Below are 24,965 nucleotides of genomic sequence, written 5' to 3'. Positions count from 1 at the left end.
AGTTCAAGTGGCCTCGGCGGCGCGTTCGGCCGCCTCGATCGTGTTGACGAGCAGCATCGTGATGGTCATCGGGCCGACGCCGCCGGGCACCGGCGTGATCCAGCCGGCCACCTCGCGCACGCCGGCGAAATCCACGTCGCCGCAGAGCTTGCCTTCGTCGTTGCGGTTCATCCCGACATCGATCACCACGGCGCCGGGCTTGACCATGTCGGCCGTGAGCACATTGCGCTTGCCGACGGCCGCGACCACCACGTCGGCTTGGCGCGTGATGGCGCCGAGGTCCTGCGTGGCGCTGTGGCAGATGGTGACGGTCGCGTTCTTCGCGAGCAGCATCAGCGCCATGGGCTTGCCGACGATGTTGCTGCGGCCGATGACGACGGCGTGCTTGCCGCGCAGTTCATAGCCGATGGACTCGAACATCTTCATGCAGCCGTAGGGCGTGCAAGGCCAGAAGCCGGGCATGCCCGTCATGAGCGCACCGGCGCTTGCGACGTGGAAGCCGTCGACGTCCTTGGCGGGGGCGATGGCCTCGATGACCTTCTGCGCGTCGATGTGCGCCGGCAGCGGCAGCTGCACCAGGATGCCGTGGATCGCCGGATCCTTGTTGAGCGCCTCGACCCTCGCCAGCAGCTCGGCCTCGCTCAGCTCGGCCGGGTACTTCTCGAGCACCGAATGCAATCCGTTGTCTTCACAGGCCTTGACCTTGTTGCGCACGTAGACCTGGCTGGCGGGGTTCTCCCCGACCAGGACCACGGCCAGCCCGGGCGCGACGCCGCGGGCCTTGAGCGCCGCGGCCCGCGTCGCCACTTCGGCGCGCAGCGTTCGGGAGAGGGCGTTGCCGTCGATCAGTTGAGCTGTCATCGGTTTTGGATTTTCCAAGTAAAAACGCCCGCTTGCGCAGGCGTCGAAGATCGGTATCGCTATCGGGACGATAGCCGCTAGGCTGCCTTGCCGGGCGCCGCCTGTCCCAAGGCGATCTTGAGCAGGTCGGCCACCGTGTTGGCGTTGAGCTTTTCCATGATGTTGGCGCGGTGCGCTTCCACCGTCTTGATGCTGATGCCGAGGTCGTCGGCGATCTGCTTGTTGAGCCGGCCGGCTACGATGCGCTCGAGCACCTGCGCCTCGCGGCCGGTGAGCTTGGAAAGCAGTGCGTCGCGGCTGGCCGATTGCTGGTGCTGCGCGAAGGCGCCGCGCGCGTGTTCGAGCATGCGTTCGACCAGCGCTACGAGCGCATCGTCGTTGAAGGGCTTCTGGATGAAATCCATGGCGCCTTTCTTCATGCTGTCGACTGCCATCGGCACGTCGCCGTGGCCGGTGATGACGACGATCGGCAGCGGCGAGCGGCGCTCGATCAGGCGGTCTTGAAGTTCGATGCCCGACATGCCGCCCATGCGGATGTCGACGATCAGGCAGGCGACCTCGCGCGGGTCGTAGCGGGACAAGAAGGATTCGGCCGAATCGAAGCAGCGAACCCGGTAGTCCTTGCCTTCGAGCAGCCATTGCAACGAATCGCGGACTGCCTCGTCGTCATCGACGACATAGACCGTGCCCTTCTTGGGAATCAAACTCATGCAGGTACCTTCGCCTCGTTGCTTGCTACGGAATCAATAGCGTCCAACACCGGAATCCAGAAGGAGAAACGGCATCCGACGACATCCGGGCCATTGTAGATGTTCTCCGCCTTCATCCGGCCGCGGTGCGACTCGACGATGGTGCGGCAGAGGTTGAGCCCGATGCCCATGCCTTCGGGCTTGGTCGAGAAGAAGGCTTCGTAGAGCCGATCCATCACTTCCGGCGCGAGGCCCATGCCGGTGTCCTGCACCGAGAACTCGACCGCGTTCTGGCCGTCGATGACCTTGGGCAGCACGCGCAGCTCGACGCTGCGACGCGCGAGCGGCCGGTCGGCCAGGTCGATCGACTCGGCCGCGTTCTTCAGCAGGTTGACCATCACCTGCTCGATCAGGATCGGATCGACCCGCACCACCGGAAGGCGCGCGGCCACATAGTGGTTGAGGCGCACGTTGCGGCGGCGGAGCTCGATGCCGGCGAGCTCGACCGCTTCGCTCACCATGGTCGAGACCTCGGCCGGCGTGCGGTTCGGCTCGCTGCGTTTCACGAAGGAGCGGATGCGCTGGATGATCTGGCCCGCGCGCTGCGCCTGCTTGGAGGTCTTGTCGAGCGCCGCGAGCAGGGCCTCGGAATCGATCTGCTGTCCGCGGATGCGCGACATCATCCCGTTGCAGTAGTTGGTGATCGCGGTCAGCGGCTGGTTGAGCTCGTGCGCGACGCTGGACGCCATCTCGCCCATGGTGATCAGCCGGCTGGCGGCCTGCGCGCGGTCGGCCTGCGCGGCCGACAGGTCTTCGGCATCGCGCCGCGGCGTGATGTCGGTGGCGATCACCAGTTGCGCGAGCCGGCCGTCGACCCAGGTCAGGTAGCGCGAACGCACCTCGAGCCACTTGCCGAGCTCGGGCACGAAGATCTCGTTGTTGGCAGGCTGCGCGGCGGTCAGCTGGTCGATCGGCAGGCCGGCGAAAGGATCGACGTCGTCGAGTGCGTCGTCGTGCGCGTGCGAGGCCGGTACGCCGGCCTGCGCCACCATGCCCAGGTGCCCCACGGTGTCGGAGCCGAACCAGAGCCGGTACAACTTGTTGGCGAACAGCAGTTCCTCGCTGCCGAGCGGCGCCACCGACACCGAGGCGTCCAGCGCCTCGAGCACCGTGGTGAAGCGCTCGTAGGAGGCCGAGAGCTGCTCGCGGATGCGGGTGGGCTCGGTGATGTCGGTCATCGAGGTCATCCAGCCGGTCTGATGGCCGCGCGCATCGATCAGCGGCGACACGTAGAGGCGGGCGTTGAACACGCTGCCGTTTTTGCGCTTGACGCGCACCTGGAAGCCGCCCGGGAGCGCACGGCCATGCAACTCTTCCTCGAGCCGCTCGTTCATGATCTCGCGATCGGATTCCAGCCAGTAGGGGAAGGGCGGCGTCTGGCCCACGAGCTCGCTCTCGTCCCAGCCTGTCATCTGGCAGAAGGCCGCGTTGACGTAGGTGATGCGGCCCTCGAGATCGAGCACGCGCATGCCGGTGAGCATGGAGTTCTCCATCGCGCGCCGGAAGTTGGTTTCCGCCACCAGCGCCTGCTGGGCCTGAAGCCGGCGCCGCGTGTGGCGCCAGGTGCCGATCAGCATCCAGCTCGTGAGCACGCTGAGCGCGCCCACCAGCCAGAAGAGGCCGTTGCCGACCACGCCCTGCGAGGTGCGGTAGGCCTGCGCGCGCAGCACCAGTGCGTTGCCCACCGGCGAGACCGGGACTTCGTATTCGTTGGTCTGTTCGGACCAAGGCAGGAGGCGGGTCTCGGCCTCGCGCGGGCTGGCAACCGTGTTGCCGGCGATCAGACCGCCCTTGGCATCCAGCAGCGACACCGCGTAGCGCGCCGACACCTCGGAGGGCATGCCGTAGCGCAGCAGGCCATCGATCGAAAACTCGCCCAGCACCATGCCCGCGAACAGGCCCTGGTCGAAGAAGGGGATGTGCAGCTGAAGCATCGACGGCGGGTCGCCGCCGGCCACCGGTTGCGAGAACACAGGCTGGCGCAGCTCGCGCGCCAGCGCGTAATTGCTCTCGATGTCGCCCGGCCGCAGCACGTCGCCCACGGCATGCTGTTGTGCCGGATGGACGCTGGGCGCGGCGTAGCCCGCCTTGAAGCGGCGGCGGTCGTCGATCCAGCTGATCGCCTGAAGCTCGGGAAACTGGCTCACGAGCGACTCCGAGCGGCTCGCGAATTCGGTGGCGTCGATCTCGCGGTTGGAGGCATCGCGCGCCAGGCGCATCAGCTGCTCCTGCCGCTCCAGAAGCCGCAGGCGCACGCGTTGCTGCGCGTACTCCACATCGCGCTTGACCGACTCCTGCTCGCGCTCCACCTCTTCTGCGCGCAGATACCAGAAGGCCGCGACGATGGCTGCAAGAAAAAGCAGCACCGCCGCCAGCGGCGCCAGCATCGCGACCGCATCCTGCAGCACCGGCGTCTGCCGGCGCCACCAGCGCCGCCACCAGGACAGCGGCGACGCGTTGACAGCGCTGCGCGCGACCGCGATCGGAGAGGAAAAGGGCATCGCGCGAGTTTAGGGGAAGGGCCCGCTGCGGACCGTGGTTGTGTGCAGTGACATGACTTCGAACGAGGCCACCTTCACCTCTGACAGCATCCATGTATTTCATAATAAGAAATCATCACGCACTATTTGAAATTTGGATATTTCTGTGCGAAACTCCCGCGCGCTGCCGGATACGGCACTAAATTACAGCCACAACCCCCCTCAAAAGGAGACAAGCATGTCGGCAAATCCCGAGAACCTGTACGGCTCGGCCGCGAACGACCCGGACGCACAGGAAACCCGCGAATGGATGGACGCCCTGTCGGCCGTCATCGAAAGCGAAGGCCCCGAGCGTGCGCACTTCCTTCTCGAGCAACTGCTCGAACATGCACGCCAGAACAGCATCGACAAACCGTTCTCGGCCAACACCGCCTACGTGAATACGATCGAGACCGACCAGGAAGAACGCTGCCCCGGCAATCTTGAGATCGAAGAGCGGCTGCGCGCCTACATGCGCTGGAACGCGATGGCGATGGTCGTGAAGGCCAACCGCCACCATCCCGCCGAAGGCGGCGATCTGGGGGGGCACATCGGCTCCTTCGCCTCGCTGGCCAACATGTTCGGCGCCGGCTTCAACCACTTCTGGCACGCCGAGAGCGAAAACCACGGCGGCGACTGCCTCTACATCCAGGGACACGTTTCGCCCGGCATCTATGCACGCGCCTACCTCGAAGGCCGCCTGACCGAGGAGCAACTGCTCAACTTCCGCCAGGAAGTCGACGGCAAGGGCCTGTCGAGCTATCCGCACCCGAAGCTGATGCCCGAGTTCTGGCAGTTCCCCACCGTCTCGATGGGCCTGGGCCCGCTGATGGCGATCTACCAGGCGCGCTTCCTCAAGTACCTGCATGCCCGCGGCATCGCCAACACCGAGAACCGCAAGGTCTGGGTGTTCTGCGGCGACGGTGAAATGGACGAGGTCGAATCGCTGGGCGCCATCGGCCTGGCCGCGCGCGAGAAGCTCGACAACCTGATCTTCGTCATCAACTGCAACCTGCAGCGTCTGGACGGCCCGGTGCGCGGCAACGGCAAGATCATCCAGGAACTCGAAGGCGAATTCCGCGGCTCGGGCTGGAACGTGATCAAGCTGATCTGGGGCAGCAGCTGGGATCCGCTCTTGGCACGCGACAAGGACGGTGCGCTGCGCAAGATCATGATGGAGACGAACGACGGCGACTATCAGTCGTTCAAGGCCAATGACGGCGCCTACGTGCGCAAGCACTTCTTCGGCAAGGATCCGCGCACGCTCGAGATGGTCGCCAAGATGAGCGACGACGACATCTGGAACCTGCGCCGCGGCGGCCACGATTCGCAGAAGGTGTACGCGGCCTTCGATGCGGCCGTCAAGCACACGGGCCAACCCACGGTGCTGCTGGTCAAGACCGTCAAGGGCTTCGGCATGGGCAAGATCGGCGAGGGCAAGAACACGGTCCACCAGACCAAGAAGCTCGGCGACGAGGACATCAGGGCCTTCCGCGACCGCTTCAACATCCCGATCCCCGACAGCCAGATCCCCGAGCTGCCGTTCTACAAGCCGGCCGACGACACGCCCGAGATGAAGTACCTGCACGAGCGCCGCAAGGCCCTCGGCGGCTACCTGCCGCATCGCCGCACCAAGGCCGACGAGAGCTTCACCGTGCCGGCGCTCGACACCTTCAAGGCCGTGATGGAGCCCACAGCCGAGGGCCGTGAGATCTCGACCACGCAAGCCTACGTGCGCTTCCTCACGCAACTGCTGCGTGACAAGGCGCTGGGTCCGCGCGTGGTGCCGATCCTGGTTGACGAAGCGCGCACCTTCGGCATGGAAGGGTTGTTCCGCCAGATCGGCATCTACAACCCCGATGGCCAGCAGTACACCCCGGTCGACAAGGACCAGGTCATGTACTACAAGGAAGACAAGAGCGGCCAGATCCTGCAGGAAGGCATCAACGAGGCCGGCGGCATGTCGAGCTGGATCGCCGCGGCCACTTCGTACAGCACCAACAACCGCATCATGGTGCCGTTCTACGTGTACTACTCGATGTTCGGCTTCCAGCGCATCGGCGACCTGGCCTGGGCGGCGGGCGACATGCAGGCGCGCGGCTTCCTGCTGGGCGGCACCTCGGGGCGCACCACGCTCAACGGCGAAGGCTTGCAGCACGAAGACGGCCACAGCCACATCCTCGCGAACACCATCCCGAACTGCGTGAGCTACGACCCGACCTTCGCGCACGAGGTCGGCGTGATCCTGCACCACGGCCTGAAGCGCATGGTGGAGAAGCAGGACAACGTCTACTACTACTTGACGCTCTTGAACGAGAACTACCCGATGCCCGGCCTGCAACCCGGCACCGAGGAGCAGATCATCAAGGGCATGTACCTCTGCAAGCAGGCCCCGGCGGTCAAGGCCGCGAAGGGCAAGGATGCGCCGACGGTGCAGCTGCTGGGCAGCGGCACGATCCTGCGCGAGAGCATCGCGGCGCAGGAACTGCTCGAGAAGGACTGGGGCGTGAGCGCCTCCGTGTGGAGCTGCCCGAGCTTCAACGAGCTCACGCGCGACGGCCAGGAAGCCGATCGCTGGAACCTGCTGCACCCGACCGACGAGCCGCGCCTGTCCTTCGTTGCCGAGCAGCTTTCGGCGAGCACCGGTCCGGTCGTGGCGTCGACCGACTACATGAAGGCCTACGCCGAACAGATCCGCCCCTTCATTCCGAAGGGCCGCACCTACCGGGTCCTGGGCACCGACGGCTTCGGCCGCAGCGACTTCCGCAACAAGCTGCGCGAGCACTTCGAGGTCAACCGCCACTTCATCGTGGTGGCGGCGCTCAAGGCGCTGGCCGACGAGGGCACGGTGCCGGCTGCCAAGGTGGCAGAGGCGATCAAGAAGTACGGCATCAACGCTGAAAAGATCAACCCGCTCTACGCGTAAACAACAACCAACAATCAACTGCGCCTCTAGGGCGGGAGACACTTTATGGCAACAGTGGAAGTCAAGGTGCCGGACATCGGCGATTTCGATGAAGTCGCAGTGATCGAAGTGCTGGTAAAGGTGGGCGATTCGGTAAAGGCCGAGCAATCGCTCATCACGGTGGAGTCGGACAAGGCCTCGATGGAAATTCCGTCGAGCCAGGCCGGCGTCGTGAAGGAACTCAAGGTCCAGGTCGGCAGCAAGGTCAAGGAAGGCTCGGTCGTGCTGGTGCTCGAAGGCGAGGGCGCAGCTGCGGCACCTGCTGCATCCGCGCCGCCGGCCGCGGCACCGGCGCCGGCAGCAGCTGCACCAGCGCCGGCTGCGGCTGCTCCGGCCGCTGCCGCGGCCACAGGCCCGGTCGAGGTCAAGGTGCCGGACATCGGCGACTTCAAGGATGTCGCGGTGATCGAGGTGCTGGTGAAGCCGGGCGACACCATCAAGGAAGAGCAGTCGCTGATCACGGTCGAGTCGGACAAGGCCTCGATGGAGATTCCGTCGTCCGCGGCCGGCGTGCTGAAGGAACTCAAGGTCAAGGTCGGTGACACGGTCAACATCGGGGACCTGATCGCGGTGGTCGAAGGTTCGGGCGGCGGCGCTGCCGCCGCTCCGGCGCAGGCGGCCGCGGCGCCTGCGCCGGCGAGCGCATCGGCGCCTGCGCCGGCAGCCGCTCCGGCGGTATCCGCTGTCCCGGCTGCCGCGCCGCCCGCGCACGATCCGACGGTCGCCCCCAGCGGCAAGCTGCCGCATGCATCGCCCTCGGTACGCAAGTTCGCACGCGAACTCGGCGTGCCGCTCGAGGAAGTCAAGGGCAGCGGGCCCAAGGGCCGCGTCACGCAGGAAGATGTCCAGAACTTCACTCGCGCGGTGATGAGCGGCGCGGCCAGCACCAAAGCCTCGGCGGCCAAGGCGCCCGCGGGCGGCGGCGGTGAAGCGCTCGGCCTGCTGCCCTGGCCCAAGGTCGACTTCACCAAGTTCGGCACTGTCGAGCGCAAGGACCTGTCGCGCATCAAGAAGATCAGCGGTGCCAACCTGCACCGCAACTGGGTGATGATCCCGCACGTCACCAACAACGACGAAGCCGACATCACCGAGCTCGAAGCTTTCCGCGTTTCGACCAACAAGGAAAACGAGAAGTCCGGCGTCAAGGTGACGATGCTGGCTTTCGTGATCAAGGCAGTGGTTTCGGCGCTGAAGAAGTACCCCGAGTTCAACACCAGCCTGGACGGCGACCAGCTCGTCTACAAGCAGTACTTCCACATCGGCTTCGCGGCCGACACGCCCAACGGGCTCGTGGTGCCGGTGCTCAAGGATGCCGACAAGAAGGGCGTTCTGCAGATCAGCCAGGAAATGGGCGAGCTCGCCAAGAAGGCGCGCGACGGCAAGCTCGGCTCGGCCGACATGCAGGGCGGCTGCTTCTCGATCAGCTCGCTCGGCGGCATCGGCGGCACGCACTTCACGCCCATCATCAACGCGCCCGAAGTCGCGATCCTCGGCCTGTCCAAGAGCGCGACGAAGCCGGTGTGGGACGGCAAGGCCTTCCAGCCGCGCCTGCTCCTGCCGCTGTCGCTGTCGTACGACCATCGCGTCATCGATGGCGCTTCGGCCGCCCGGTTCAACGCTTACCTGGGCCAGGTCCTCGCCGACTTCCGCCGCGTTCTCCTATGACCACGGTGGTGGCCGTCCGTAAAGGCGGTCAAGTGGTGATGGCGGCCGATGCGCTCGTGACCTTCGGGGACACGCGGCTGTCGTTCAACGCCGAGGCGAACCAGAAGCTCTTCCGGGTCGCCGACGCGGAGGGCGAGAGCGTCTTCGCCGTCGCCGGCGCGGCCGCGCACTTCCTGGTGCTGCAGCAGGCGCTGGCAGCCCAGCCGGCGGATGCGCTGCGCTTCGGCAGCAAGGACCAGATCTTTCGCACCTTCACGCTGCTGCATCCGGTGTTGAAGGAGTCCTTCTTCCTGCAGACCAAGGAAGACGAGCACGATCCCTACGAATCGAGCCAGTTCACGATGCTGCTCGCCAACCCGAGCGGCATCTACGGGATCTACAGCTACCGCGAGGTCTTCGAGTTCAAGCAGTTCTGGAGCATCGGCTCGGGACGCAGCTTTGCGCTCGGCGCCATGCATGCGGCCTACGACAAGGCGCGCTCGGCGCGCGAGATCGCGGAAGCCGGCGTCGCCGCGGCCTGCGAATTCGATCGCAATTCGGCGGGCCCCATCGACGTTCTCACACTCAAACTGAAGGTGTCCAAATGAGCGAACAGCAAATCAAGGTGCCGGACATCGGCGATTTCGACGAAGTCGCGGTGATCGAGGTGCTAGTGAAAGTGGGCGACACGGTGAAGGCCGAGCAGTCGCTGATCACGGTGGAGTCGGACAAGGCTTCGATGGAGATCCCGTCGTCGCATGCCGGTGTCGTCAAGGCGCTGGCCGTGAAGGTGGGCGACAAGGTGAGCGAAGGCTCGGTGGTGCTGACGCTGGATGTGGCCGAAGGCGCCGCTGCGCCGGCACCCGCGCCGGCAGCGCCGGCCCCGGCACCCGCCGCAGCGGCACCGAAGCAGGCCCCAGCGCCCGCACAAGCTCCCGCCGTGGCGTCGAGCTACACCGGCTCGGTCGATCTCGAATGCGATCTGTTGGTGCTGGGCGCCGGCCCCGGCGGCTATTCCGCTGCCTTCCGCGCGGCCGACCTCGGCCTCAAGGTGGTGCTGGTCGAGCGCTACGCGACGCTGGGCGGCGTCTGCCTCAACGTCGGCTGCATTCCTTCGAAGGCCTTGCTGCACGTGGCCGCGGTGATCGACGAGGTCAAGCATTTCGCCGACCTCGGCATCAGCTACGGCGAACCCAAGGTCGACCGCGCCAAGCTGCTCGGCCGCAAGAACAAGGTGGTGGGCAAGCTCACCGGCGGCCTCTCCGCGATGGCGAAGATGCGCAAGGTGACGACGGTGCGCGGCATCGGCGAGTTCGTCGATCCGTACCACGTCAAGGTGCAGGAAACCACGGGCGACGGCAAGGCCACCACCGACAAGGCACAGACGGTCAAGTTCCGCCACTGCGTCATCGCCGCCGGTTCGCAGGCCGTGCATCTGCCCTTCATGCCCAAGGACCCGCGGGTGGTGGATTCGACCGGCGCGCTGGAGCTCGGCGTCGATCCCAAGCGCATGCTGATCCTGGGCGGCGGCATCATCGGCCTCGAGATGGGCTCGGTCTACTCCACGCTGGGCGCGCGGCTCGACGTGGTCGAGATGCTCGACGGCCTGATGCAGGGCGCCGACCGCGACCTGGTCAAGGTCTGGCAGAAACTCAACGCGCCGCGCTTCGACAACATCATGCTGAAGACCAAGACGGTCGGCGCCGAAGCCACCAAGGACGGCATCCGCGTCAGCTTCGAAGGCGAGCAGGCACCCAAGGAGCCGCAGCTCTACGACCTGGTGCTGCAGGCCGTGGGCCGCAGCCCCAACGGCAAGAAGATCGGTGCCGAGAAGGCCGGCGTGAACGTCAGCGACCGCGGCTTCATTCCGGTCGACATCCAGATGCGCACCAACGTGCCGCACATCTTCGCCGTCGGCGACATCGTCGGCCAGCCGATGCTGGAGCACAAGGCGGTGCACGAGGCGCACGTGGCGGCCGAGGTGATCGCCGGCGAGCAGAAGGGCGACAAGGAACTCGCGAGCGCGGCCTTCAACGCCCGCGTGATCCCCAGCGTGGCCTACACCGACCCCGAGATCGCCTGGGTGGGGCTTACCGAAGACCAGGCCAAGGCCGAAGGCGTGAAGATCGAGAAGGGCCTGTTCCCGTGGACGGCTTCGGGTCGCGCGATCGCCAACGGCCGCGATGAGGGCTTCACCAAGCTGCTGTTCGACGCCGAATCGCATCGCATCGTCGGCGGCGGCATCGTCGGCACGCATGCCGGCGACATGATCGGCGAGATCGCGCTGGCGATCGAGATGGGCGCTGACGCGATCGACATCGGCAAGACGATCCACCCGCATCCGACGCTCGGCGAGAGCATCGGCTTGGCAGCGGAGGCCGTGCATGGCCACTGCACGGATTTGCCGCCGGTCAAACGCTGAAGGCATCCGCCAAAAAAAGAACCCGCCGACGGCGGGTTCTTTTTTGGTGAACTCTCCGACTCAGTCGCCCGTATTGGCGTTGATCTCGCCCTGCGCCGCCTGCACGCGACGGGCACCGCTGAAGCGGCGCTGCCAGTAGCTTCCACTCATGTCCTCGACGCGGACCTGCGCGCCGGGCTTGGGAGAGTGAATGAACTTGCCTTCGCCGACGTAGATGCCGACATGGCTGAACGCGCGGCGCATGGTGTTGAAGAACACGAGGTCGCCGGGCTTGAGTTCGCTGCGATCGATTTTCTGGGTGGCGGCGGCCTGTTCTTCGGCGCGGCGCGGGAGCAGGTGGCCGACCGTCTGGTTGTACATCGCGCGCACGAAGCCGCTGCAGTCGAAGCCGGTTTCCACCGTGTTGCCGCCGCGGCGGTAGGGGACGCCCAGAAAACCGATGGCGGTAACGACCAGATCGGAGGTGCGATCGACGACGGTTTGGCGAACCTGCTGAAGCTGATTGATCAGCCCCTTGTCGGCAAGCAGGGAATCCAGTTCTTCGGTACGGTCTTGTTGCGGTGCGGCATGGGCGGCAAATGCAATCAAGAGGCAGGCGGGTAGGAGAAATCGCATGGCGCGTAGGATATGGATGACAAATAGCGATGTCAATTTCATGCGGATTCGGGATTCTGCACGCAACCCATTGTCCTGGCTACGTTTTTTACATTCGCTGATTTTTTGAAATGTAAAGCTCTCCGTTATCAGCCATAAGTTGTTCCGTGATGTAAAGCGAAAGTTTTTAGTTATGGGTGATACTTTTTCGCCTGGTGCGCTTTCACTCATTTCGAAGGATCTCTCATGAATTCATCGAAAGTATTCAAGATGGTTCGGTTTCGGATTGCGTTGCTCTCGGGTCTGGCGATCGCCGCAATGGGTGTCGCGATGGCGGCGCCGCGGCCGGAGGTGGTCGCTTCGGGTCTCGAAAATCCCTGGGGCGTGGGCTTTCTTCCCGACGGCCGCTTCCTGGTGACCGAGAAGTCCGGCCGCATTCGCGTCGTCGGTGCCGACGGCAAGCTGGGTGCGCCCGTGGCCGGGCTGCCCGCCATCGCCACCGGCGGCCAGGGCGGGCTGCTGGATGTGCTGGTGGACTCGGCCTTCGCCAGGAACAGGACCTTCTATTTCTGCTTCTCCGAACCCGAGGCGGGTGGCTCGGCCAACAGTACGGCCCTGGCGCGTGCGCAGCTGTCGGCCGACGGCAGCCGTCTCGAAGGCCTGAAGGTGATCTTCAGCCAGCGCCCCAAGGTCGCCAGCCGCCACCATTTCGGCTGCCGCATTGTCGAGGCCAAGGACGGCAGCCTGTTCCTGACGCTGGGCGATCGCTTCAGCCGCAAGGAAGACGCGCAGAAGCTCGACAACCACCTGGGCAAGCTCGTGCGCATCGCCAAGGACGGCAGCGTGCCCGCGGACAACCCCTTCGTCGGTCGAGCCGGTGCGCTGCCCGAGATCTGGAGCTATGGCCATCGCAACGGCCAGGGCGCCGCGCTGGCGCTCGACGGAAAGCTCTGGATGCACGAGCACGGTCCGCAGGGCGGCGACGAGATCAACATCCCCGAGGCTGGCCGCAACCACGGGTGGCCGGTGATCACCTATGGCGAGAACTACGGCGGCGGCAGGATCGGCGACGGCATCACGCGCAAGGACGGGCTGGAGCAGCCGCTGCACTACTGGGTGCCTTCGATCGCGCCCTCAGGCATGGCCTTCCTGACCAGCGATCGCTACGGCACGGGCTGGAAGGGGAATCTCTTCGTGGGATCGCTCAAGTTCGGCTACCTGGATCGCATCGAGCTCAAGGACGGCAAGGTCGTCGCCGAGCACAAGCTGCTGGAGGACGGCAGGGCGCGCATCCGCGATGTGAAGCAGGGGCCCGACGGGCTGCTCTATGTACTGACGGACGAGTCCGACGGCAAGCTGCTGCGCTTGCGGCCGAACTGAGCGGCCCGATCGGGCCGCTCAGTTCGGTGGTACGGTCTAGCCCCCTCGCTTTTTCGTGAAAGACTCCGCCTCATGCTGCTCGATGCATCGCAATCCCAACTGGTCCTGGTCGACTACCAGGCGCGCCTGATGCCGGCGATCTTCGAAGCGGAGGCCGTGGTCGAGAACGCGGTGCGGCTCGGCCGGATGGCCCGCCTGCTCGAGGTGCCGGTCTGGGGCACCGAAGAAAACCCCTCGAAGCTCGGCGAGAACCTGGCCGACATCCGCGCCCTGTGCCAGCGCACGCTGGCCAAGATGCATTTCAGCGCGGCGGAAGAGGGGTTGGGCGAATGGCTGCGCGCGCCTGCCAAGGCCCCCCAGGGCAATGCACGCAGTCTACCTAAGCACTTGCAGAAGGCGGCGGCCGCCGAAGAGCGCAACACCATCGTGATCGCGGGCTGCGAAGCCCACGTGTGCCTGCTGCAGACCGCCCTCGATCTGCTCGAGGACGAGTTCGAAGTCTGGGTGGTGACCGATGCCTGCAGTTCGCGCACGGAGCGCAATCGCGATGCGGCCTTCGACCGCCTGGCCGGCGCCGGCGCGGAACTCGTCACCACGGAGATGGTCGGCTTCGAGTGGCTGCGAACGGCCGAGCATCCGCGCTTCGATGAAGTGCTGGCGCTGATTCGCTAGCGAAGCGCGGCCGCGTCAGGCCGCGAAGCCCGCCGCGAAGGCCTCTCGCAGATAGGAGACGAAAGCCTCCACCGCGCGCGGCACATGGGCGGAGTAGGGGCGAATCGCATACAAGCGCTCGCCGAAAGCGCCCACCGGCCGCCACTGCGGCAACACCTCTACCAGCCTGCCCGCCTGCAGGCCGGATTGCGCGCTGAAGTCCGGCAGCAGCGCGATGCCTAGACCTGTCGCCGCCCCATCGCGCAACGCTTCGCTGTTGTTGGCGGCGAACGGGCCGCTGACCGGCACCGTCGCCTGTTCGCCATCGGCGTCGCGCACGAAGCTCCAGGCGGGCGTGTCCTGCGTCCGCGGGTAGTGCAGGCAGTCGTGCTTCGCCAGGTCCTGCGGCAGTTCCGGCACGCCGCGGCGGCGCAGGTAGGCGCGACTCGCGACCAGCACCGAGCGGGTGGGCGCCAGCATCCACGCCACGTGCGTCTCCGGCGGCGCGGCGGTGTGCCGCACGGCGAGATCGAAGCCTTCCATCGCGAGCGAGCGCAGGCGATCCGACATGTCCAGCTCCAGGCGCACTTCCGGGTAGGCACGCAGGAAGTCTGCAAGGCGCGGCACCAGCTGCTGGCGCGCGAACGCCACCGGCGCCGTCACCCGCAGCAGGCCGCGCGGCGCGCTGGCCAGGTCGCGTACGCTGGCGAAGCTGTGCGCGATCCGCTCGAAAGGCGCGCGCATGTCGTCGACCAGGCGCTGGCCGGCCTCGGTGAGGCGCACGCTGCGCGTGGTGCGGCGCACCAGCGGCACGCCGGCGGCGCGCTCCAGCTCGGCGATGCGCTGGCTCATGGCCGCCTTGCTGACGCCCAAGCGGGCCGCCGCCGCCGTGTAGCTGCCTTGCTGCTCCAGGACGATCAGCCAGTGCAGATGGGTCCAGAGCAGTTCAACTTTTTTGTCATCCATGGCTCTATTGTTCACTATGGCAAACAATCAATTCAGCGCCAGCGCCTAGGCAACAGCGGCGCGGCTTTCTAGACTGGCCGCCATTCCCTCCACTACCGGCCCGGCCATGACCACCAAGATCTCCGTTCCCACCCCGATCGCGCACTACATCGCGGGCCGCCGTGCCGGCGGAGCTTCGTCGCGTACCCAGGACGTCTTCAATCCCGCCACCGGTGCCGTGACGGGCAATGTCGCGCTGGCCAACCGCGCCGACGTCGATGCGGCGGTGGCCGCCGCGCAGGCCGCCTTTCCGGCCTGGGCCGACACGCCGCCGATCCGCCGCGCGCGCGTGATGTTCAAGTTCCTCGAGCTGCTCAACCGCCATCGCGACGAGCTCGCTCATCTGATCACGGCCGAGCACGGCAAGGTCTTCACCGACGCGCAGGGCGAAGTCACGCGCGGCATCGACATCGTCGAGTTCGCCTGCGGCATCCCGCAATTGCTCAAGGGCGACTACACCGACCAGGTCTCCACCGGCATCGACAACTGGACGCTGCGCCAGCCGCTCGGCGTGGTGGCCGGCATCACGCCCTTCAACTTTCCGGTGATGGTGCCGATGTGGATGTTCCCGGTCGCGATTGCGGCCGGCAACACCTTCGTGCTCAAGCCCAGCCCGACCGACCCCAGCGCCTCGCTGCGCATGGCCGAGCTGCTCAAGGAAGCGGGCCTGCCCGACGGCGTGTTCAACGTCGTTCAGGGCGACAAGGAGGCGGTCGACGCGCTGATCGAGCATCCCGATGTCAAGGCGATCAGCTTCGTCGGCTCGACGCCGATCGCGAACTACATCTACGAGACCGGCGCGCGCCACGGCAAGCGCGTGCAGGCGCTGGGCGGCGCCAAGAACCACATGGTGGTGATGCCCGACGCCGACATCGACCAGACGGTGGACGCGTTGATCGGCGCGGGCTACGGCTCGGCCGGCGAGCGCTGCATGGCGATCAGCGTCGCGGTGCTGGTGGGCGACGCGGCGGACAAGATCATGCCGAAGCTGATCGAACGCGCGAAGACGCTCAAGGTGCTCGACGGCGAGAACCTCGCGGCCGAGATGGGCCCGATCGTCACGCGCGCGGCGCATGAGCGCATCACCGGCTACATCGCGCAGGGCGAGAAGGAAGGCGCGAAGCTGGTGGTCGACGGCCGCCGCTTCGATGCCGCGCAGGCAGGCGAGGGTTGCGCCAACGGCTTCTGGATGGGCGGCACGTTGTTCGATCACGTCACGCCCGAGATGCGCATCTACAAGGAAGAGATCTTCGGCCCGGTGCTTTCCTGCGTGCGGGTGCACGACCTGAAGGAGGCCGTGGACCTGATCAATGCCCACGAGTTCGGCAACGGCGTCGCCTGCTTTACGCGCGACGGCAACGTGGCGCGCGAGTTCTCGCGCCGCGTCCAGGTCGGCATGGTGGGCATCAACGTGCCGATCCCGGTGCCGATGGCCTGGCACGGCTTCGGCGGCTGGAAGAAGAGCCTGTTCGGCGACATGCACGCCTATGGCGAGGAAGGCGTGCGCTTCTACACCAAGCAGAAGTCGATCATGCAGCGCTGGCCCGAGAGCACGCCCAAGGGCGCCGAGTTCGTGATGCCGACGGCGAAGTAAGCGGCGTCAAAGCCGCCGCCGCGCCCGAACCGCCGCGGCAAGTTCCTGCAGCACCGGCACCGTCTGCGAAAAACCGATGCACGCGTCGGTGATCGATACCCCGTGCCTGAGCGGGACGCCTGGAACCAGGTCCTGCCGGCCTTCCTCCAGGTGGCTTTCGATCATCACGCCGGCGATGCGTCGCTCGCCGGCGGCGATCTGCCCGGCCACGTCGTGCGCGACGTCGATCTGGCGCTGGTACTGCTTGCTGCTGTTGCCGTGGGAGACGTCGATCATGACCTGCTCGCGCAGGCCCAGCGCGCGCAGCGCCTCGCAGGTCGCGGCCACATCCGCGGCGGCATAGTTGGGCGTCTTGCCGCCGCGCAGGATGACGTGGCAGTCGTCGTTGCCGCGGGTTTCGAAGATGGCGGCCATGCCCATCTTCGTCATGCCCATGAACGCATGCGGAGCCCGCGCCGCAAGGATCGCGTCGGCCGCGACCTTGATGCTGCCGTCGGTGCCGTTCTTGAAGCCGACCGGGCAGCTCAGTCCCGAGGCCAGCTGCCGGTGGCTCTGGCTTTCCGTCGTTCGTGCGCCGATGGCGCCCCAGGCAATCAGGTCGGCGATGAACTGCGGGCTCAGCAGGTCGAGGAACTCCGTGCCGGCAGGAAGGCCCAGCGTCGTCAGCTCCAGCAACAGGCGCCGCGCCCGCTCGAGGCCTTCGTTGATCGCGAAACTGCCGTCGAGGTGCGGGTCGTTGATGTAGCCCTTCCAGCCCACCGTGGTGCGTGGCTTCTCGAAGTAGGTGCGCATCACGATCAGCAGGTCGTCCTGCAGCTCGTCGGCCACGGCTTTGAGCCGATGGCCGTATTCGAGCGCCTGGTCGTGGTCGTGGATCGAGCAGGGCCCCACGACCACGACGAGCCGATCGCTGCGGCCGTGCAGCACGTCGGCGATCGCCGCGCGGCTGGCTTCCACCAGCGCGAGCGTGTCGTCGCGCACCGGCACGCGTTCCTGCAGCAGCGCAGGCGTCATCAGCGGGCGGACGGCGCCGATGCGTACGTCGTCGATGCGGGTGGTATCGATCGTGCTGTCGCGGGAGCCGATCTCGGCGTCATGGAGGGGGTCGTCAAGTCTGGTCATGTATTCGGTCGCGGCGCGGTTCATGCGTGGGGACCACCGGATTGTCCGTCGATAATCGCCCGGTCCGCGCTGGCGAATCGAGCGCTTCTTTACTTCCTGGAGTCACCCCATGTCCGATGTCATTCCCGCAACCTTGATCGCCGGGGACGGCATCGGCCCCGAGATCGTCGATGCGACGCTCGCCGCCCTCGATGCTTTGCACGCGCCTTTCGAGTGGGACCGCCAGGTTGCCGGCCTCGCCGGCGTGCAGCTGGCTGGCGACCCGCTGCCTGCAGCCACGCTGGACAGCATCCGCCGTACGCGTCTTGCGCTGAAGGGACCGCTCGAAACGCCATCGGGCGGCGGCTATCGGTCCTCGAACGTTCGCCTGCGCGAGGAGTTCCAGCTCTACGCCAACCTGCGCCCCGCGCGCACCATCATTCCCGGCGGGCGTTTCGACAACGTCGACCTGATGGTCGTGCGCGAAAATCTCGAGGGCCTGTACATCGGTCACGAGCACTACGTGCCGATCGACGGCGATCCGCATGCAGTGGCGATGGCCACCGGCATCAACACGCGCCAAGGCAGCCGCCGCCTGCTCGAATATGCATTCGAGACCGCCGTCGCGACCGGCCGCAAGAAGGTCACGATCGTGCACAAGGCCAACATCATGAAGGCGCTGACCGGCATCTTCCTGGAGACCGGACTCGAGCTGTACGAGCGCAAGTACAAGGGCAAGTTCGAACTCGACACGGTCATCATCGACGCCTGCGCGATGAAGCTGGTGCTCAACCCCTGGCAGTTCGACATGCTGGTCACGACCAACCTGTTCGGCGACATCCTGTCCGATCTGGTGGCGGGGCTCGTCGGTGGTCTGGGCATGGCGCCCGGTGCCAACATCGGCGCCGACGCGGCCATCTTCGAAGCGGTGCACGGCTCAGCGCCCGACATTGCCGGCAAGGGTGTCGCGAATCCGACCGCGCTGCTGCTGGCCGCCGCATTGATGCTCGATCACTGCAAGCTGCCGGAACTCGCGGGGCGCTTGCGCAAGGCCATCGACGAGACGCTGAACATCGACAAGGTGCGCACGGGTGACCTGGGCGGCAGCGCCGGGACCGCTGCTTTCACGAAGGCGCTGGTGAGCCGAATAGCCGGCGGCTGAGTCGTTGCCGCGCTGCGGGTGCAGCGGCCGGTGCCGCGAAAGCTTCACTTCACGCCCGGCACTGCCGACGAATCTTCGGCCCCATTGGGCCGGACGATCGCGTACTTCTTCGCCAGCTTGCTCAGCGACGCGCGCTGCATGTCGCACAGCGGCGCGGCGTCGCTGATGTTGCCGTTGGTCATCGCCAGCGCGTCTTCCACGAAGCGGCGTTCGACAACGTTCAGCGCCGAGCGCTTCGCTTCGCGCAATGACGAGCATGCGGCGATGGCAACACTCGACGGCGCGGCGCCCGCGCAGGCCAGCGCGGGCGCGCTCGCCAGCAGCGCATCGGCCTCGATGCAGAGGCCCGTGCTTGTCAGGTGCGCCCTGAGCAAGGTGTGCTCGAGTTCGCGCACATTGCCCGGCCACGTGAACGCGCGCAGCAGTTCGAAGCCCGCGCGGCTCACCGTCTTCGGCGGATCACCGGTGGTCCGCGCCGCCTTCTTCAGCAGATAGGGCACCAGCAGATCGAGGTCGCCGGGGCGCGCGCAGCGGCGGCAGTTCGACGCGGAGAACATCGAGCCTGAAGATCGGCGCGGAATTCGCCGCGCCGCACCTGCTCGCGCAGGTCGGTGTTGGACGCGGCGACGATGCGCACGCATGGAGATCGGCAAGCTCATCCAGAGCGTCGACCAGCGCAAGTCGCACATGGTGGTCAGTGTCGGCCAGGGCGCGGGGCCTCCGATTCCAAGGCGCGCGCAGGGCAGAATGCCGCCACAGCCGGTAACGGCCCACAACCAGACGTCCAACTCGAATGCAGAATTTGGCATGCAATCGAAGCAGCTTCTCGCGCAGAACGTCGAGTTCGGCAACGCCGGCGATATGGACACCCATGAGACCGGCTGGTTTGTCGGATTCAGCGACTGGACCAAGGGGGCGCCAGGCAACCTCCGCCACGTACCGGCCGACGAACCTGCTGCTGGGCTGTGCGTCAAGTGGTTCTATCATCCGGCAGGCAATCCGAACGGCGAATTCAAGCCGCTGAGCGACGGAAGGACGATGTCAGTCTTGGTGAGCCCGACCAGCGAGTTCAGGATTGAGTTCTCGGTAACCGCCGACTTCGCGCCACAGGATGTCATGGCGCACACCTTGCGCCGCCATGGTGACTTTGTCATATGGGGTCCAGGCCTCTTCCACCGCGCCTTTGGAGTCCAGCCGGCATGCATACTCACCGTCCGCTGGTCTCCGCCGCGATAGACGGCAGGCGGCCATGAGCTGACCGATGTCCGTCACGCGGGAAGCAGTCGCTCGGACCATGGCATGCCCTCCGAGTCGTGCAGTAGCCCGCGTGGCGGGCAACGCATCAGATGAACTACCGCGGCACAAGCACAACCACCCGACCACGCCTCCCTCTTGCTTCGACTTGCACATGAGCGTCGGCGATCTGCGCGAGTGTGAACGTGCGGTCGACGCTGAAGCCTGGCCATCCCGAACTAAGAAATGCGTTGATGTCGCGCGCGGCAGCCGCCTTCGCCTCGCTCGGGAAATCGTCGCTGCCGAGAAAGTAAACGCGGGTGTTCTGGAACACGAGCGGCCAGAAAGGAATGCTCGGTGTCGATCGGCTGGCGGCATAGGTTCCGATCGAACCGCCCAAAGACAGCACCTCGACATCGATGCTGACGTTGGCGTCGAATGCAACCTCGACGATGTGGTCGATGCCCTGTGGGGCGACCTTGCGCAAAGCCGAGACGATGTCCTGCTCGGACAGACCGTCGGCGCATAGAACCTCGTGGGCGCCCGCACCTGTCGCCGCAGCCACGTCGGCTTGTGACCGGACGGTGGCAATGACGCGAGCCCTGGCCAGCCTCGCCAATCCCACCGCACACAAGCCGACCGCACCTGCACCGCCCTGTACAAGTACCGTGCGATCGGCGACCGGGCCGCCGGCGTGAACCGCACGGTGCGCCGTGATCCCGGGTATGCCGATGCACGCCCCTTGTTCGAACGACACGCCCTGGGGCAACGGCACGGCCTGGGCTTCCGGAACCACGGTGAACTCTGCCGCTGTACCAAACGGCCGGTAGCTCTGCGCCCCGTAGCACCACACCGATTGCCCCATCCGAGACGCCGGCACCCCCGGGCCAACCCGATCGACGACTCCGGCGCCATCGCTGTGTGGAATGACGCGGGGAAACGGCATTCTGACCCCGAAAGCGTCCTGGCGCTTTTTCACGTCTCCCGGGTTGATGCCGGAGGCATGAACGCGAATTCGTACTTCGCCTGGGCCGGGCTGCGGATCGGCCATCGTGCCGACAACAAGTACATCGTGCGCCGGTCCCTGCTTTTCGTACCAGGTCGCTTGCATAAAGTGCGGCCTCAGGAGCGCGGCAGCCCGCCGATTTGCTGCATCAGTCCGAGGAGGTCCGGTTGCCCCACCTCGGAGACGATCTTCCCGGCCGAGAGTCGATAGAAGTTCAGCGCCTGCACGGCAATTGTCTTGCCTGTAGGAGGCACGCCGAAGAAGGCTCCGCGGTGCGTCCCGCGCATCGTGAATCGCGCGGCGATGACATCACCTTCGACGACAGTTTCCTCAAGAGTCCACCGAATGTCGGGGAAACCGCCGCGCATCATCTCGATGATCTCGAGGTAGCCTTGTGGCCCGTGCACGGGTTCGGCACGCCCAGGAACGTGGAACACGGCGTCCGGAGAAACCAATTCTGTGGCGAGCCGTGGATCCGCGGTGTTGATGAACTCCACGAAGCGAGCTATGAACTGTCGGTTTGCACTTGCCGGGGACGTTTCCCTGCCAGGCGCAGCGCAGCCGATGAGAAAGGCTGCAGCGGTGGCCGATGACAAGAAGAGCACGCGTCGGGTGGGTTGCATCGGTCGCCTTGGACTGTATATCGGGATGGGGGCCCGGGCATGGTGGCCGCCCGGTACTCGTATCCCCGGATTGTTCGATCTTCCGGCGTGTTCCACACGATCAAAGTCGGTTGCCCAATGGTGAATATCGGACAATTGATCGATGCCACACAGAACGAGATCCATCGATATCGAGCAGGTCCAATATCGGCCCTCTGCCGACACGGCGCTGGATCTCGAGGTCTTCTCGATGTCGGACCTGAGACGAAGGGTGGACCGTGCCCACCTACAGCGTCACCACCGCTACGACTTCCACATGTTCGTGTGTGTCAGACGCGGAAAATGCCGCGCCGTGGTGGACTTCAGCCACATCGAGTGTGGCGCTGGATCGCTGCTGACCATCCGGCCCGGACAGGTACACCGCTTCGGCCCGGGAAGCCGTTGGGACGCAAATCTCCTGCTGTTCCGACCCGAGCTGCTGCAGACTTCGCAAGGCGAGGAGCGCCTTCAGATGCCTGAACTGGTCGATGCGCTTCCTGCTCATCTGTGCCTCGACAGGTCGACGCGTCGGTTCGTTGCCGACACGCTCGCGCGTATGGAGTACGAGTGCGCGCTCGACGCCCGACAACCGCTGCTGAACTGGCTGCTCCAGAGTGAACTGGCAACGCTCGTGACGCGGCTGCACATCTTTCATGCTGAGCAACAGCGGTCCGTCGGCACATCGTCCGACGTGCCGGAGCGCTTTCGTCTTTTCAAACGGCTTCTGGACGCGAAGGTGCATCAGTGGCATCACGTTTCGCGCTACGCACATGCAATGGGATGTTCCGAGAAGACTCTCACTCGCATCTGCAGTGCGGTGGCTGGTGTCGGTGCGAAGGCCTTTATCGCTTCGCGCCTTGCGCTGGAAGCCAAGCGCCTGCTCGTGCACACGGAGATGCCAATTTCCGCCATCGCGCAGCGGCTTGGCTTCGACGAGGCAACCAACTTTACCAAGTTCTTTCGCAGCATCGAAGGATGCACGCCAGGCGACTTCCGCCGTCAGTTCGATGTGGTTTCTTAGCCGCATTCAGTGATCTCGCCCTCATCGCGCTCGCCCATGCCATGGGTAGAGTCGGTGAGCCGGTCCTCGACTTCCGAATTGTGCCCATGGGGACGCGCTACGAACCAAGGGGTGCGCGTTCTCGGCTGTTCAATGGCGAACGTCTGGTCTTCACAGGATTGAGCAGCCGCTGTGGGCCCATAGCCGCCCTTGAGCGGACGCAAAGGATGCCCTGAAGCGGTCGGCCGATTGTGCAGTTTCTCTGCGCGGGGGAGGGAAGCTAGTGAGCCATTCGGGCTCGGGCGCTGAGGGATCTGCCGATCCACGTTTGGCACTCAATTTGTCGTCTCAATCGGGCATCAGGGCTGAGTTTTTCTATTTCGCGTTCTTACACTCTATTTGCTCGCACCAGGTGGTCCGACTGCCTGTCAGCCTGCTGCAAGCACGGCCTTCATAATTATGAATTCAGTTTCTACGACAAGTCAAAGCCAGAACTGGAGACAACGCCCATGAGCCGCTATGCAGAGTTCTATCGCCAGTCGATCGATGCGCCGGAGGCCTTCTGGGCCGAACAGGCCAAGCTCATCGACTGGAAAACGCCGCCGCAGCAGATCCTCGATGCCTCTAACGCGCCCTTCGTGCGCTGGTTCGCGGGCGGCACGACCAATCTCTGCCACAACGCGGTCGATCGCCACCTCGCCACCCGCGGCGATCAGCCCGCGCTGATCGCCGTTTCCACCGAGACCGGCACCGAAAAAAGCTACAGCTTCAAGGAACTGCATGCCGAGGTGCAGCGTTTTGCGGCGAGCCTGATGGAGCTCGGCGTCGGCAAGGGCGACCGCGTGCTGATCTACATGCCGATGATTCCCGAGGCGGCCTTCGCGATGCTGGCCTGCGCGCGCTTGGGCGCGATCCACTGCGTGGTGTTCGGCGGCTTCGCCAGCGGCTCGCTGGCCTCGCGCATCGAGGATGCGACGCCGAAAGTCGTCGTCAGCGCCGACGCCGGGTCGCGCGGCGGCAAGGTGCTTGCGTACAAGCCGCTGCTCGACGAGGCGATCCGGCAGTCCTCGCACAAGCCCGAGTCGGTGCTGCTGGTCGATCGCGGCCTGGCGCCGATGGCCCTGACCGAAGGGCGTGACCATCTGGCGGCCGCGCTGGTCGAGAAGCACCGCGATGCGCAGGTGCCCTGCACCTGGCTGGACGCGACCGACATCAGCTACACCATCTACACCAGCGGCACCACCGGCCGGCCCAAAGGGGTGCAGCGCGACACCGGGGGCTATGCCGTGGCCCTGGCCGCCAGCATGAAGCACATCTTCGACGGCCGGCCCGGCGAAACCTATTTCTCGACCAGCGACATCGGCTGGGTGGTGGGCCACAGCTACATCGTCTACGGCCCGCTGATCGCGGGGATGGCGACCCTCATGTACGAGGGCCTGCCCACGCAGGGCCTCGACCGGCAACCCGACGGCGGCATCTGGTGGCGGCTGGTGGAGAAATACAAGGTGACCGTGATGTTCAGCGCGCCGACCGCGGTGCGCGTGCTCAAGAAGCAGGACCCGGCGCTCTTGAAGAAGTACGACCTCTCGAGCCTGCGCGCGCTGTTCCTGGCCGGCGAGCCGCTCGACGAGCCCACGGCGCGCTGGATCAGCGAGGGCCTGGGCGTGCCGATCATCGACAACTACTGGCAGACCGAATCGGGCTGGCCCATCCTCACGGTGGCCAACGGGGTTGAGCAGACGCGAAGCAAGTTCGGCAGCCCCGGCGTTCCGATGTACGGCTACAAGGTGAAGATCCTCCATGAGGCGACCGGCGAGGAACTGAGCGGCGCCAACGAGAAGGGCGTGGTGGTGATCGAGGGGCCGACGCCGCCGGGCTTCATGCAGACCGTGTGGAAGGACGACGAGCGCTTCGTCAACACCTACTGGAAGAGCGTGCCGGGCAAGCTGGTGTATTCCACCTTCGACTGGGGCATCCGCGACGAGGACGGCTACTTCTACATCCTCGGCCGTACCGACGACGTGATCAATGTCGCCGGCCATCGGCTCGGCACGCGCGAGATCGAGGAAGCGATCTCGGGCCATGCGAAGGTCGCCGAAGTCGCGGTCGTCGGCGTAGCCGATGCGCTCAAGGGGCAGGTGGCGATGGCCTTCGTGGTGCCGAAGGATGGTGCAGCGCTCGGCGACGACCAGGCAGCCCTTTTCCTCGAAGGGGAAATCATGAAGCAGGTGGCCGACCAGCTCGGCGCGCTGGCGCGTCCCGCGCGCGTGCGCTTCGTGAGCGCTCTGCCCAAGACGCGCAGCGGCAAGCTGCTGCGCCGCGCGATCCAGGCCGTGTGCGAACAGCGCGACCCGGGCGACCTGACCACGATAGAAGACCCCGGCGCCCTCCAGCAGATCAGGCGATCGCTATCCCCTTGAGGGCTTGCGAAGGCGCTT

21 protein-coding genes are annotated in these 24,965 nt (G+C 65.7%); 11 read left to right on the top strand and 10 right to left on the bottom strand.

All coding sequences use genetic code 11. The features are described 5' to 3' along the window. Positions 1–3: 3 nt before the first annotated feature. The 3 genes from folD to BLS74_RS16580 all read right to left on the bottom strand — a co-directional run bounded on the left by folD (position 4) and on the right by BLS74_RS16580 (position 4,111). Entirely contained in the window at positions 4–861 is an 858-nt protein-coding gene (gene folD, locus BLS74_RS16590; protein WP_093108150.1) for a bifunctional methylenetetrahydrofolate dehydrogenase/methenyltetrahydrofolate cyclohydrolase FolD, read from the bottom strand. Positions 862–938: 77 nt separating this feature from the next. Beyond that, complete coding sequence (locus BLS74_RS16585; RefSeq protein WP_093108148.1) at positions 939–1,571, bottom strand: response regulator transcription factor; 633 nt, start codon at positions 1,569–1,571, stop codon at positions 939–941. Then, positions 1,568–4,111, bottom strand: coding sequence for a PAS domain S-box protein (locus tag BLS74_RS16580; protein WP_093108146.1), 2,544 nt, complete (start codon positions 4,109–4,111; stop codon positions 1,568–1,570). Before BLS74_RS16580 ends, BLS74_RS16585 begins: the two co-directional genes overlap by 4 nt. A gap of 217 nt (positions 4,112–4,328) precedes the next feature. Here BLS74_RS16580 and aceE point away from each other — a divergent pair, with 217 nt between their 5' ends. Genes aceE through lpdA form a run of 4 tightly spaced genes read left to right on the top strand, consistent with a single transcriptional unit; the run spans position 4,329 to position 11,160 of the window. Next, positions 4,329–7,055, top strand: coding sequence for a pyruvate dehydrogenase (acetyl-transferring), homodimeric type (gene aceE / locus BLS74_RS16575; protein ID WP_093108144.1), 2,727 nt, complete (start codon positions 4,329–4,331; stop codon positions 7,053–7,055). 45 nt (positions 7,056–7,100) lie between these two features. Further along, complete coding sequence (gene aceF / locus BLS74_RS16570) at positions 7,101–8,759, top strand: dihydrolipoyllysine-residue acetyltransferase (protein WP_093108142.1); 1,659 nt, start codon at positions 7,101–7,103, stop codon at positions 8,757–8,759. After that, complete coding sequence (locus BLS74_RS16565) at positions 8,756–9,346, top strand: MFS transporter (protein WP_093108140.1); 591 nt, start codon at positions 8,756–8,758, stop codon at positions 9,344–9,346. Before aceF ends, BLS74_RS16565 begins: the two co-directional genes overlap by 4 nt. After that, positions 9,343–11,160, top strand: coding sequence for a dihydrolipoyl dehydrogenase (lpdA, locus tag BLS74_RS16560; RefSeq protein WP_093108138.1), 1,818 nt, complete (start codon positions 9,343–9,345; stop codon positions 11,158–11,160). Before BLS74_RS16565 ends, lpdA begins: the two co-directional genes overlap by 4 nt. A gap of 60 nt (positions 11,161–11,220) precedes the next feature. Here the strand turns inward: lpdA and BLS74_RS16555 are convergent, their stop codons facing one another. After that, positions 11,221–11,775, bottom strand: a complete 555-nt coding sequence (locus tag BLS74_RS16555) for a C40 family peptidase (protein ID WP_093108136.1) — start codon at positions 11,773–11,775, stop codon at positions 11,221–11,223. Positions 11,776–12,072: 297 nt separating this feature from the next. Here BLS74_RS16555 and BLS74_RS16550 point away from each other — a divergent pair, with 297 nt between their 5' ends. Then, the gene (locus tag BLS74_RS16550) at positions 12,073–13,134 is read left to right on the top strand and encodes a PQQ-dependent sugar dehydrogenase (protein ID WP_244503900.1); all 1,062 of its coding nucleotides are present in this window, start codon (positions 12,073–12,075) and stop codon (positions 13,132–13,134) included. A gap of 72 nt (positions 13,135–13,206) precedes the next feature. Continuing rightward, a complete protein-coding gene (locus BLS74_RS16545; RefSeq protein ID WP_093108134.1) occupies positions 13,207–13,806 on the top strand; it encodes an isochorismatase family protein in 600 nt (199 codons plus the stop codon). A 15-nt stretch (positions 13,807–13,821) separates the two neighbouring features. On the opposite strand, the gene BLS74_RS16540 is transcribed toward BLS74_RS16545, so the two are convergent. Continuing rightward, positions 13,822–14,751 carry a LysR family transcriptional regulator gene (locus BLS74_RS16540; RefSeq protein ID WP_093108132.1) on the bottom strand — a complete coding sequence of 310 codons (930 nt, stop codon included), beginning with the start codon at positions 14,749–14,751 and terminating at the stop codon, positions 13,822–13,824. 106 nt (positions 14,752–14,857) lie between these two features. On the opposite strand from BLS74_RS16540, the gene BLS74_RS16535 reads away from it, so the two are divergent. Further along, entirely contained in the window at positions 14,858–16,384 is a 1,527-nt protein-coding gene (locus tag BLS74_RS16535) for a CoA-acylating methylmalonate-semialdehyde dehydrogenase (protein ID WP_093108130.1), read from the top strand. A gap of 6 nt (positions 16,385–16,390) precedes the next feature. Here the strand turns inward: BLS74_RS16535 and BLS74_RS16530 are convergent, their stop codons facing one another. Then, complete coding sequence (locus tag BLS74_RS16530) at positions 16,391–17,506, bottom strand: 3-deoxy-7-phosphoheptulonate synthase (RefSeq protein ID WP_093108281.1); 1,116 nt, start codon at positions 17,504–17,506, stop codon at positions 16,391–16,393. Between the two features lie 109 nt (positions 17,507–17,615). On the opposite strand from BLS74_RS16530, the gene BLS74_RS16525 reads away from it, so the two are divergent. Continuing rightward, complete coding sequence (locus BLS74_RS16525; protein ID WP_093108128.1) at positions 17,616–18,647, top strand: isocitrate/isopropylmalate dehydrogenase family protein; 1,032 nt, start codon at positions 17,616–17,618, stop codon at positions 18,645–18,647. Positions 18,648–18,691: 44 nt separating this feature from the next. On the opposite strand, the gene BLS74_RS16520 is transcribed toward BLS74_RS16525, so the two are convergent. Then, the gene (locus BLS74_RS16520) at positions 18,692–19,204 is read right to left on the bottom strand and encodes an AAA-type ATPase lid domain-containing protein (RefSeq protein WP_093108127.1); all 513 of its coding nucleotides are present in this window, start codon (positions 19,202–19,204) and stop codon (positions 18,692–18,694) included. Further along, positions 19,132–19,284 (bottom strand): sigma 54-interacting transcriptional regulator, encoded by a 153-nt coding sequence (locus tag BLS74_RS35660; RefSeq protein ID WP_139191700.1) that lies wholly within the window; start codon positions 19,282–19,284, stop codon positions 19,132–19,134. Before BLS74_RS35660 ends, BLS74_RS16520 begins: the two co-directional genes overlap by 73 nt. 2 nt (positions 19,285–19,286) lie before the next feature. Here BLS74_RS35660 and BLS74_RS16515 point away from each other — a divergent pair, with 2 nt between their 5' ends. Continuing rightward, positions 19,287–19,883, top strand: coding sequence for a hypothetical protein (locus BLS74_RS16515; protein ID WP_212733675.1), 597 nt, complete (start codon positions 19,287–19,289; stop codon positions 19,881–19,883). A gap of 115 nt (positions 19,884–19,998) precedes the next feature. On the opposite strand, the gene BLS74_RS16510 is transcribed toward BLS74_RS16515, so the two are convergent. Together BLS74_RS16510 and BLS74_RS16505 are read right to left on the bottom strand one after the other, a co-directional pair. Continuing rightward, entirely contained in the window at positions 19,999–20,991 is a 993-nt protein-coding gene (locus BLS74_RS16510) for an NADPH:quinone reductase (RefSeq protein WP_093108125.1), read from the bottom strand. Positions 20,992–21,002: 11 nt separating this feature from the next. After that, positions 21,003–21,383: an ester cyclase gene (locus BLS74_RS16505; protein WP_244503893.1), complete on the bottom strand. Its 381-nt coding sequence runs from the start codon at positions 21,381–21,383 to the stop codon at positions 21,003–21,005. A gap of 268 nt (positions 21,384–21,651) precedes the next feature. Between BLS74_RS16505 and BLS74_RS16500 the strand changes: the two genes are divergently transcribed. Both BLS74_RS16500 and BLS74_RS16495 read left to right on the top strand, forming a co-directional pair. Continuing rightward, a complete protein-coding gene (locus BLS74_RS16500; RefSeq protein ID WP_093108123.1) occupies positions 21,652–22,548 on the top strand; it encodes an AraC family transcriptional regulator in 897 nt (298 codons plus the stop codon). 488 nt (positions 22,549–23,036) lie between these two features. Beyond that, entirely contained in the window at positions 23,037–24,947 is a 1,911-nt protein-coding gene (locus BLS74_RS16495; RefSeq protein WP_093108121.1) for a propionate--CoA ligase, read from the top strand. The last annotated feature ends 18 nt before the right edge of the window (positions 24,948–24,965 follow it).

The sequence above is a fragment of the Variovorax sp. CF079 genome, assembly GCF_900101545.1.
Taxonomy (GTDB): Bacteria; Pseudomonadota; Gammaproteobacteria; order Burkholderiales; family Burkholderiaceae_C; genus Variovorax.
This window is presented reverse-complemented; position numbering and strand designations above follow the sequence as displayed.

What these genes read in the sequence shown, in the direction of transcription:
- folD (WP_093108150.1), bottom strand. Translation starts at nt 861, where the DNA reads ATGACAGCTCAACTGATCGACGGCAACGCCCTCTCCCGAACGCTGCGC.
- BLS74_RS16585 (WP_093108148.1), bottom strand. Translation starts at nt 1,571, where the DNA reads ATGAGTTTGATTCCCAAGAAGGGCACGGTCTATGTCGTCGATGACGAC.
- BLS74_RS16580 (WP_093108146.1), bottom strand. Translation starts at nt 4,111, where the DNA reads ATGCCCTTTTCCTCTCCGATCGCGGTCGCGCGCAGCGCTGTCAACGCG.
- aceE (WP_093108144.1), top strand. Translation starts at nt 4,329, where the DNA reads ATGTCGGCAAATCCCGAGAACCTGTACGGCTCGGCCGCGAACGACCCG.
- aceF (WP_093108142.1), top strand. Translation starts at nt 7,101, where the DNA reads ATGGCAACAGTGGAAGTCAAGGTGCCGGACATCGGCGATTTCGATGAA.
- BLS74_RS16565 (WP_093108140.1), top strand. Translation starts at nt 8,756, where the DNA reads ATGACCACGGTGGTGGCCGTCCGTAAAGGCGGTCAAGTGGTGATGGCG.
- lpdA (WP_093108138.1), top strand. Translation starts at nt 9,343, where the DNA reads ATGAGCGAACAGCAAATCAAGGTGCCGGACATCGGCGATTTCGACGAA.
- BLS74_RS16555 (WP_093108136.1), bottom strand. Translation starts at nt 11,775, where the DNA reads ATGCGATTTCTCCTACCCGCCTGCCTCTTGATTGCATTTGCCGCCCAT.
- BLS74_RS16550 (WP_244503900.1), top strand. Translation starts at nt 12,073, where the DNA reads ATGGGTGTCGCGATGGCGGCGCCGCGGCCGGAGGTGGTCGCTTCGGGT.
- BLS74_RS16545 (WP_093108134.1), top strand. Translation starts at nt 13,207, where the DNA reads ATGCTGCTCGATGCATCGCAATCCCAACTGGTCCTGGTCGACTACCAG.
- BLS74_RS16540 (WP_093108132.1), bottom strand. Translation starts at nt 14,751, where the DNA reads ATGGATGACAAAAAAGTTGAACTGCTCTGGACCCATCTGCACTGGCTG.
- BLS74_RS16535 (WP_093108130.1), top strand. Translation starts at nt 14,858, where the DNA reads ATGACCACCAAGATCTCCGTTCCCACCCCGATCGCGCACTACATCGCG.
- BLS74_RS16530 (WP_093108281.1), bottom strand. Translation starts at nt 17,506, where the DNA reads ATGACCAGACTTGACGACCCCCTCCATGACGCCGAGATCGGCTCCCGC.
- BLS74_RS16525 (WP_093108128.1), top strand. Translation starts at nt 17,616, where the DNA reads ATGTCCGATGTCATTCCCGCAACCTTGATCGCCGGGGACGGCATCGGC.
- BLS74_RS16520 (WP_093108127.1), bottom strand. Translation starts at nt 19,204, where the DNA reads ATGTTCTCCGCGTCGAACTGCCGCCGCTGCGCGCGCCCCGGCGACCTC.
- BLS74_RS16515 (WP_212733675.1), top strand. Translation starts at nt 19,287, where the DNA reads ATGGAGATCGGCAAGCTCATCCAGAGCGTCGACCAGCGCAAGTCGCAC.
- BLS74_RS16510 (WP_093108125.1), bottom strand. Translation starts at nt 20,991, where the DNA reads ATGCAAGCGACCTGGTACGAAAAGCAGGGACCGGCGCACGATGTACTT.
- BLS74_RS16500 (WP_093108123.1), top strand. Translation starts at nt 21,652, where the DNA reads ATGCCACACAGAACGAGATCCATCGATATCGAGCAGGTCCAATATCGG.
- BLS74_RS16495 (WP_093108121.1), top strand. Translation starts at nt 23,037, where the DNA reads ATGAGCCGCTATGCAGAGTTCTATCGCCAGTCGATCGATGCGCCGGAG.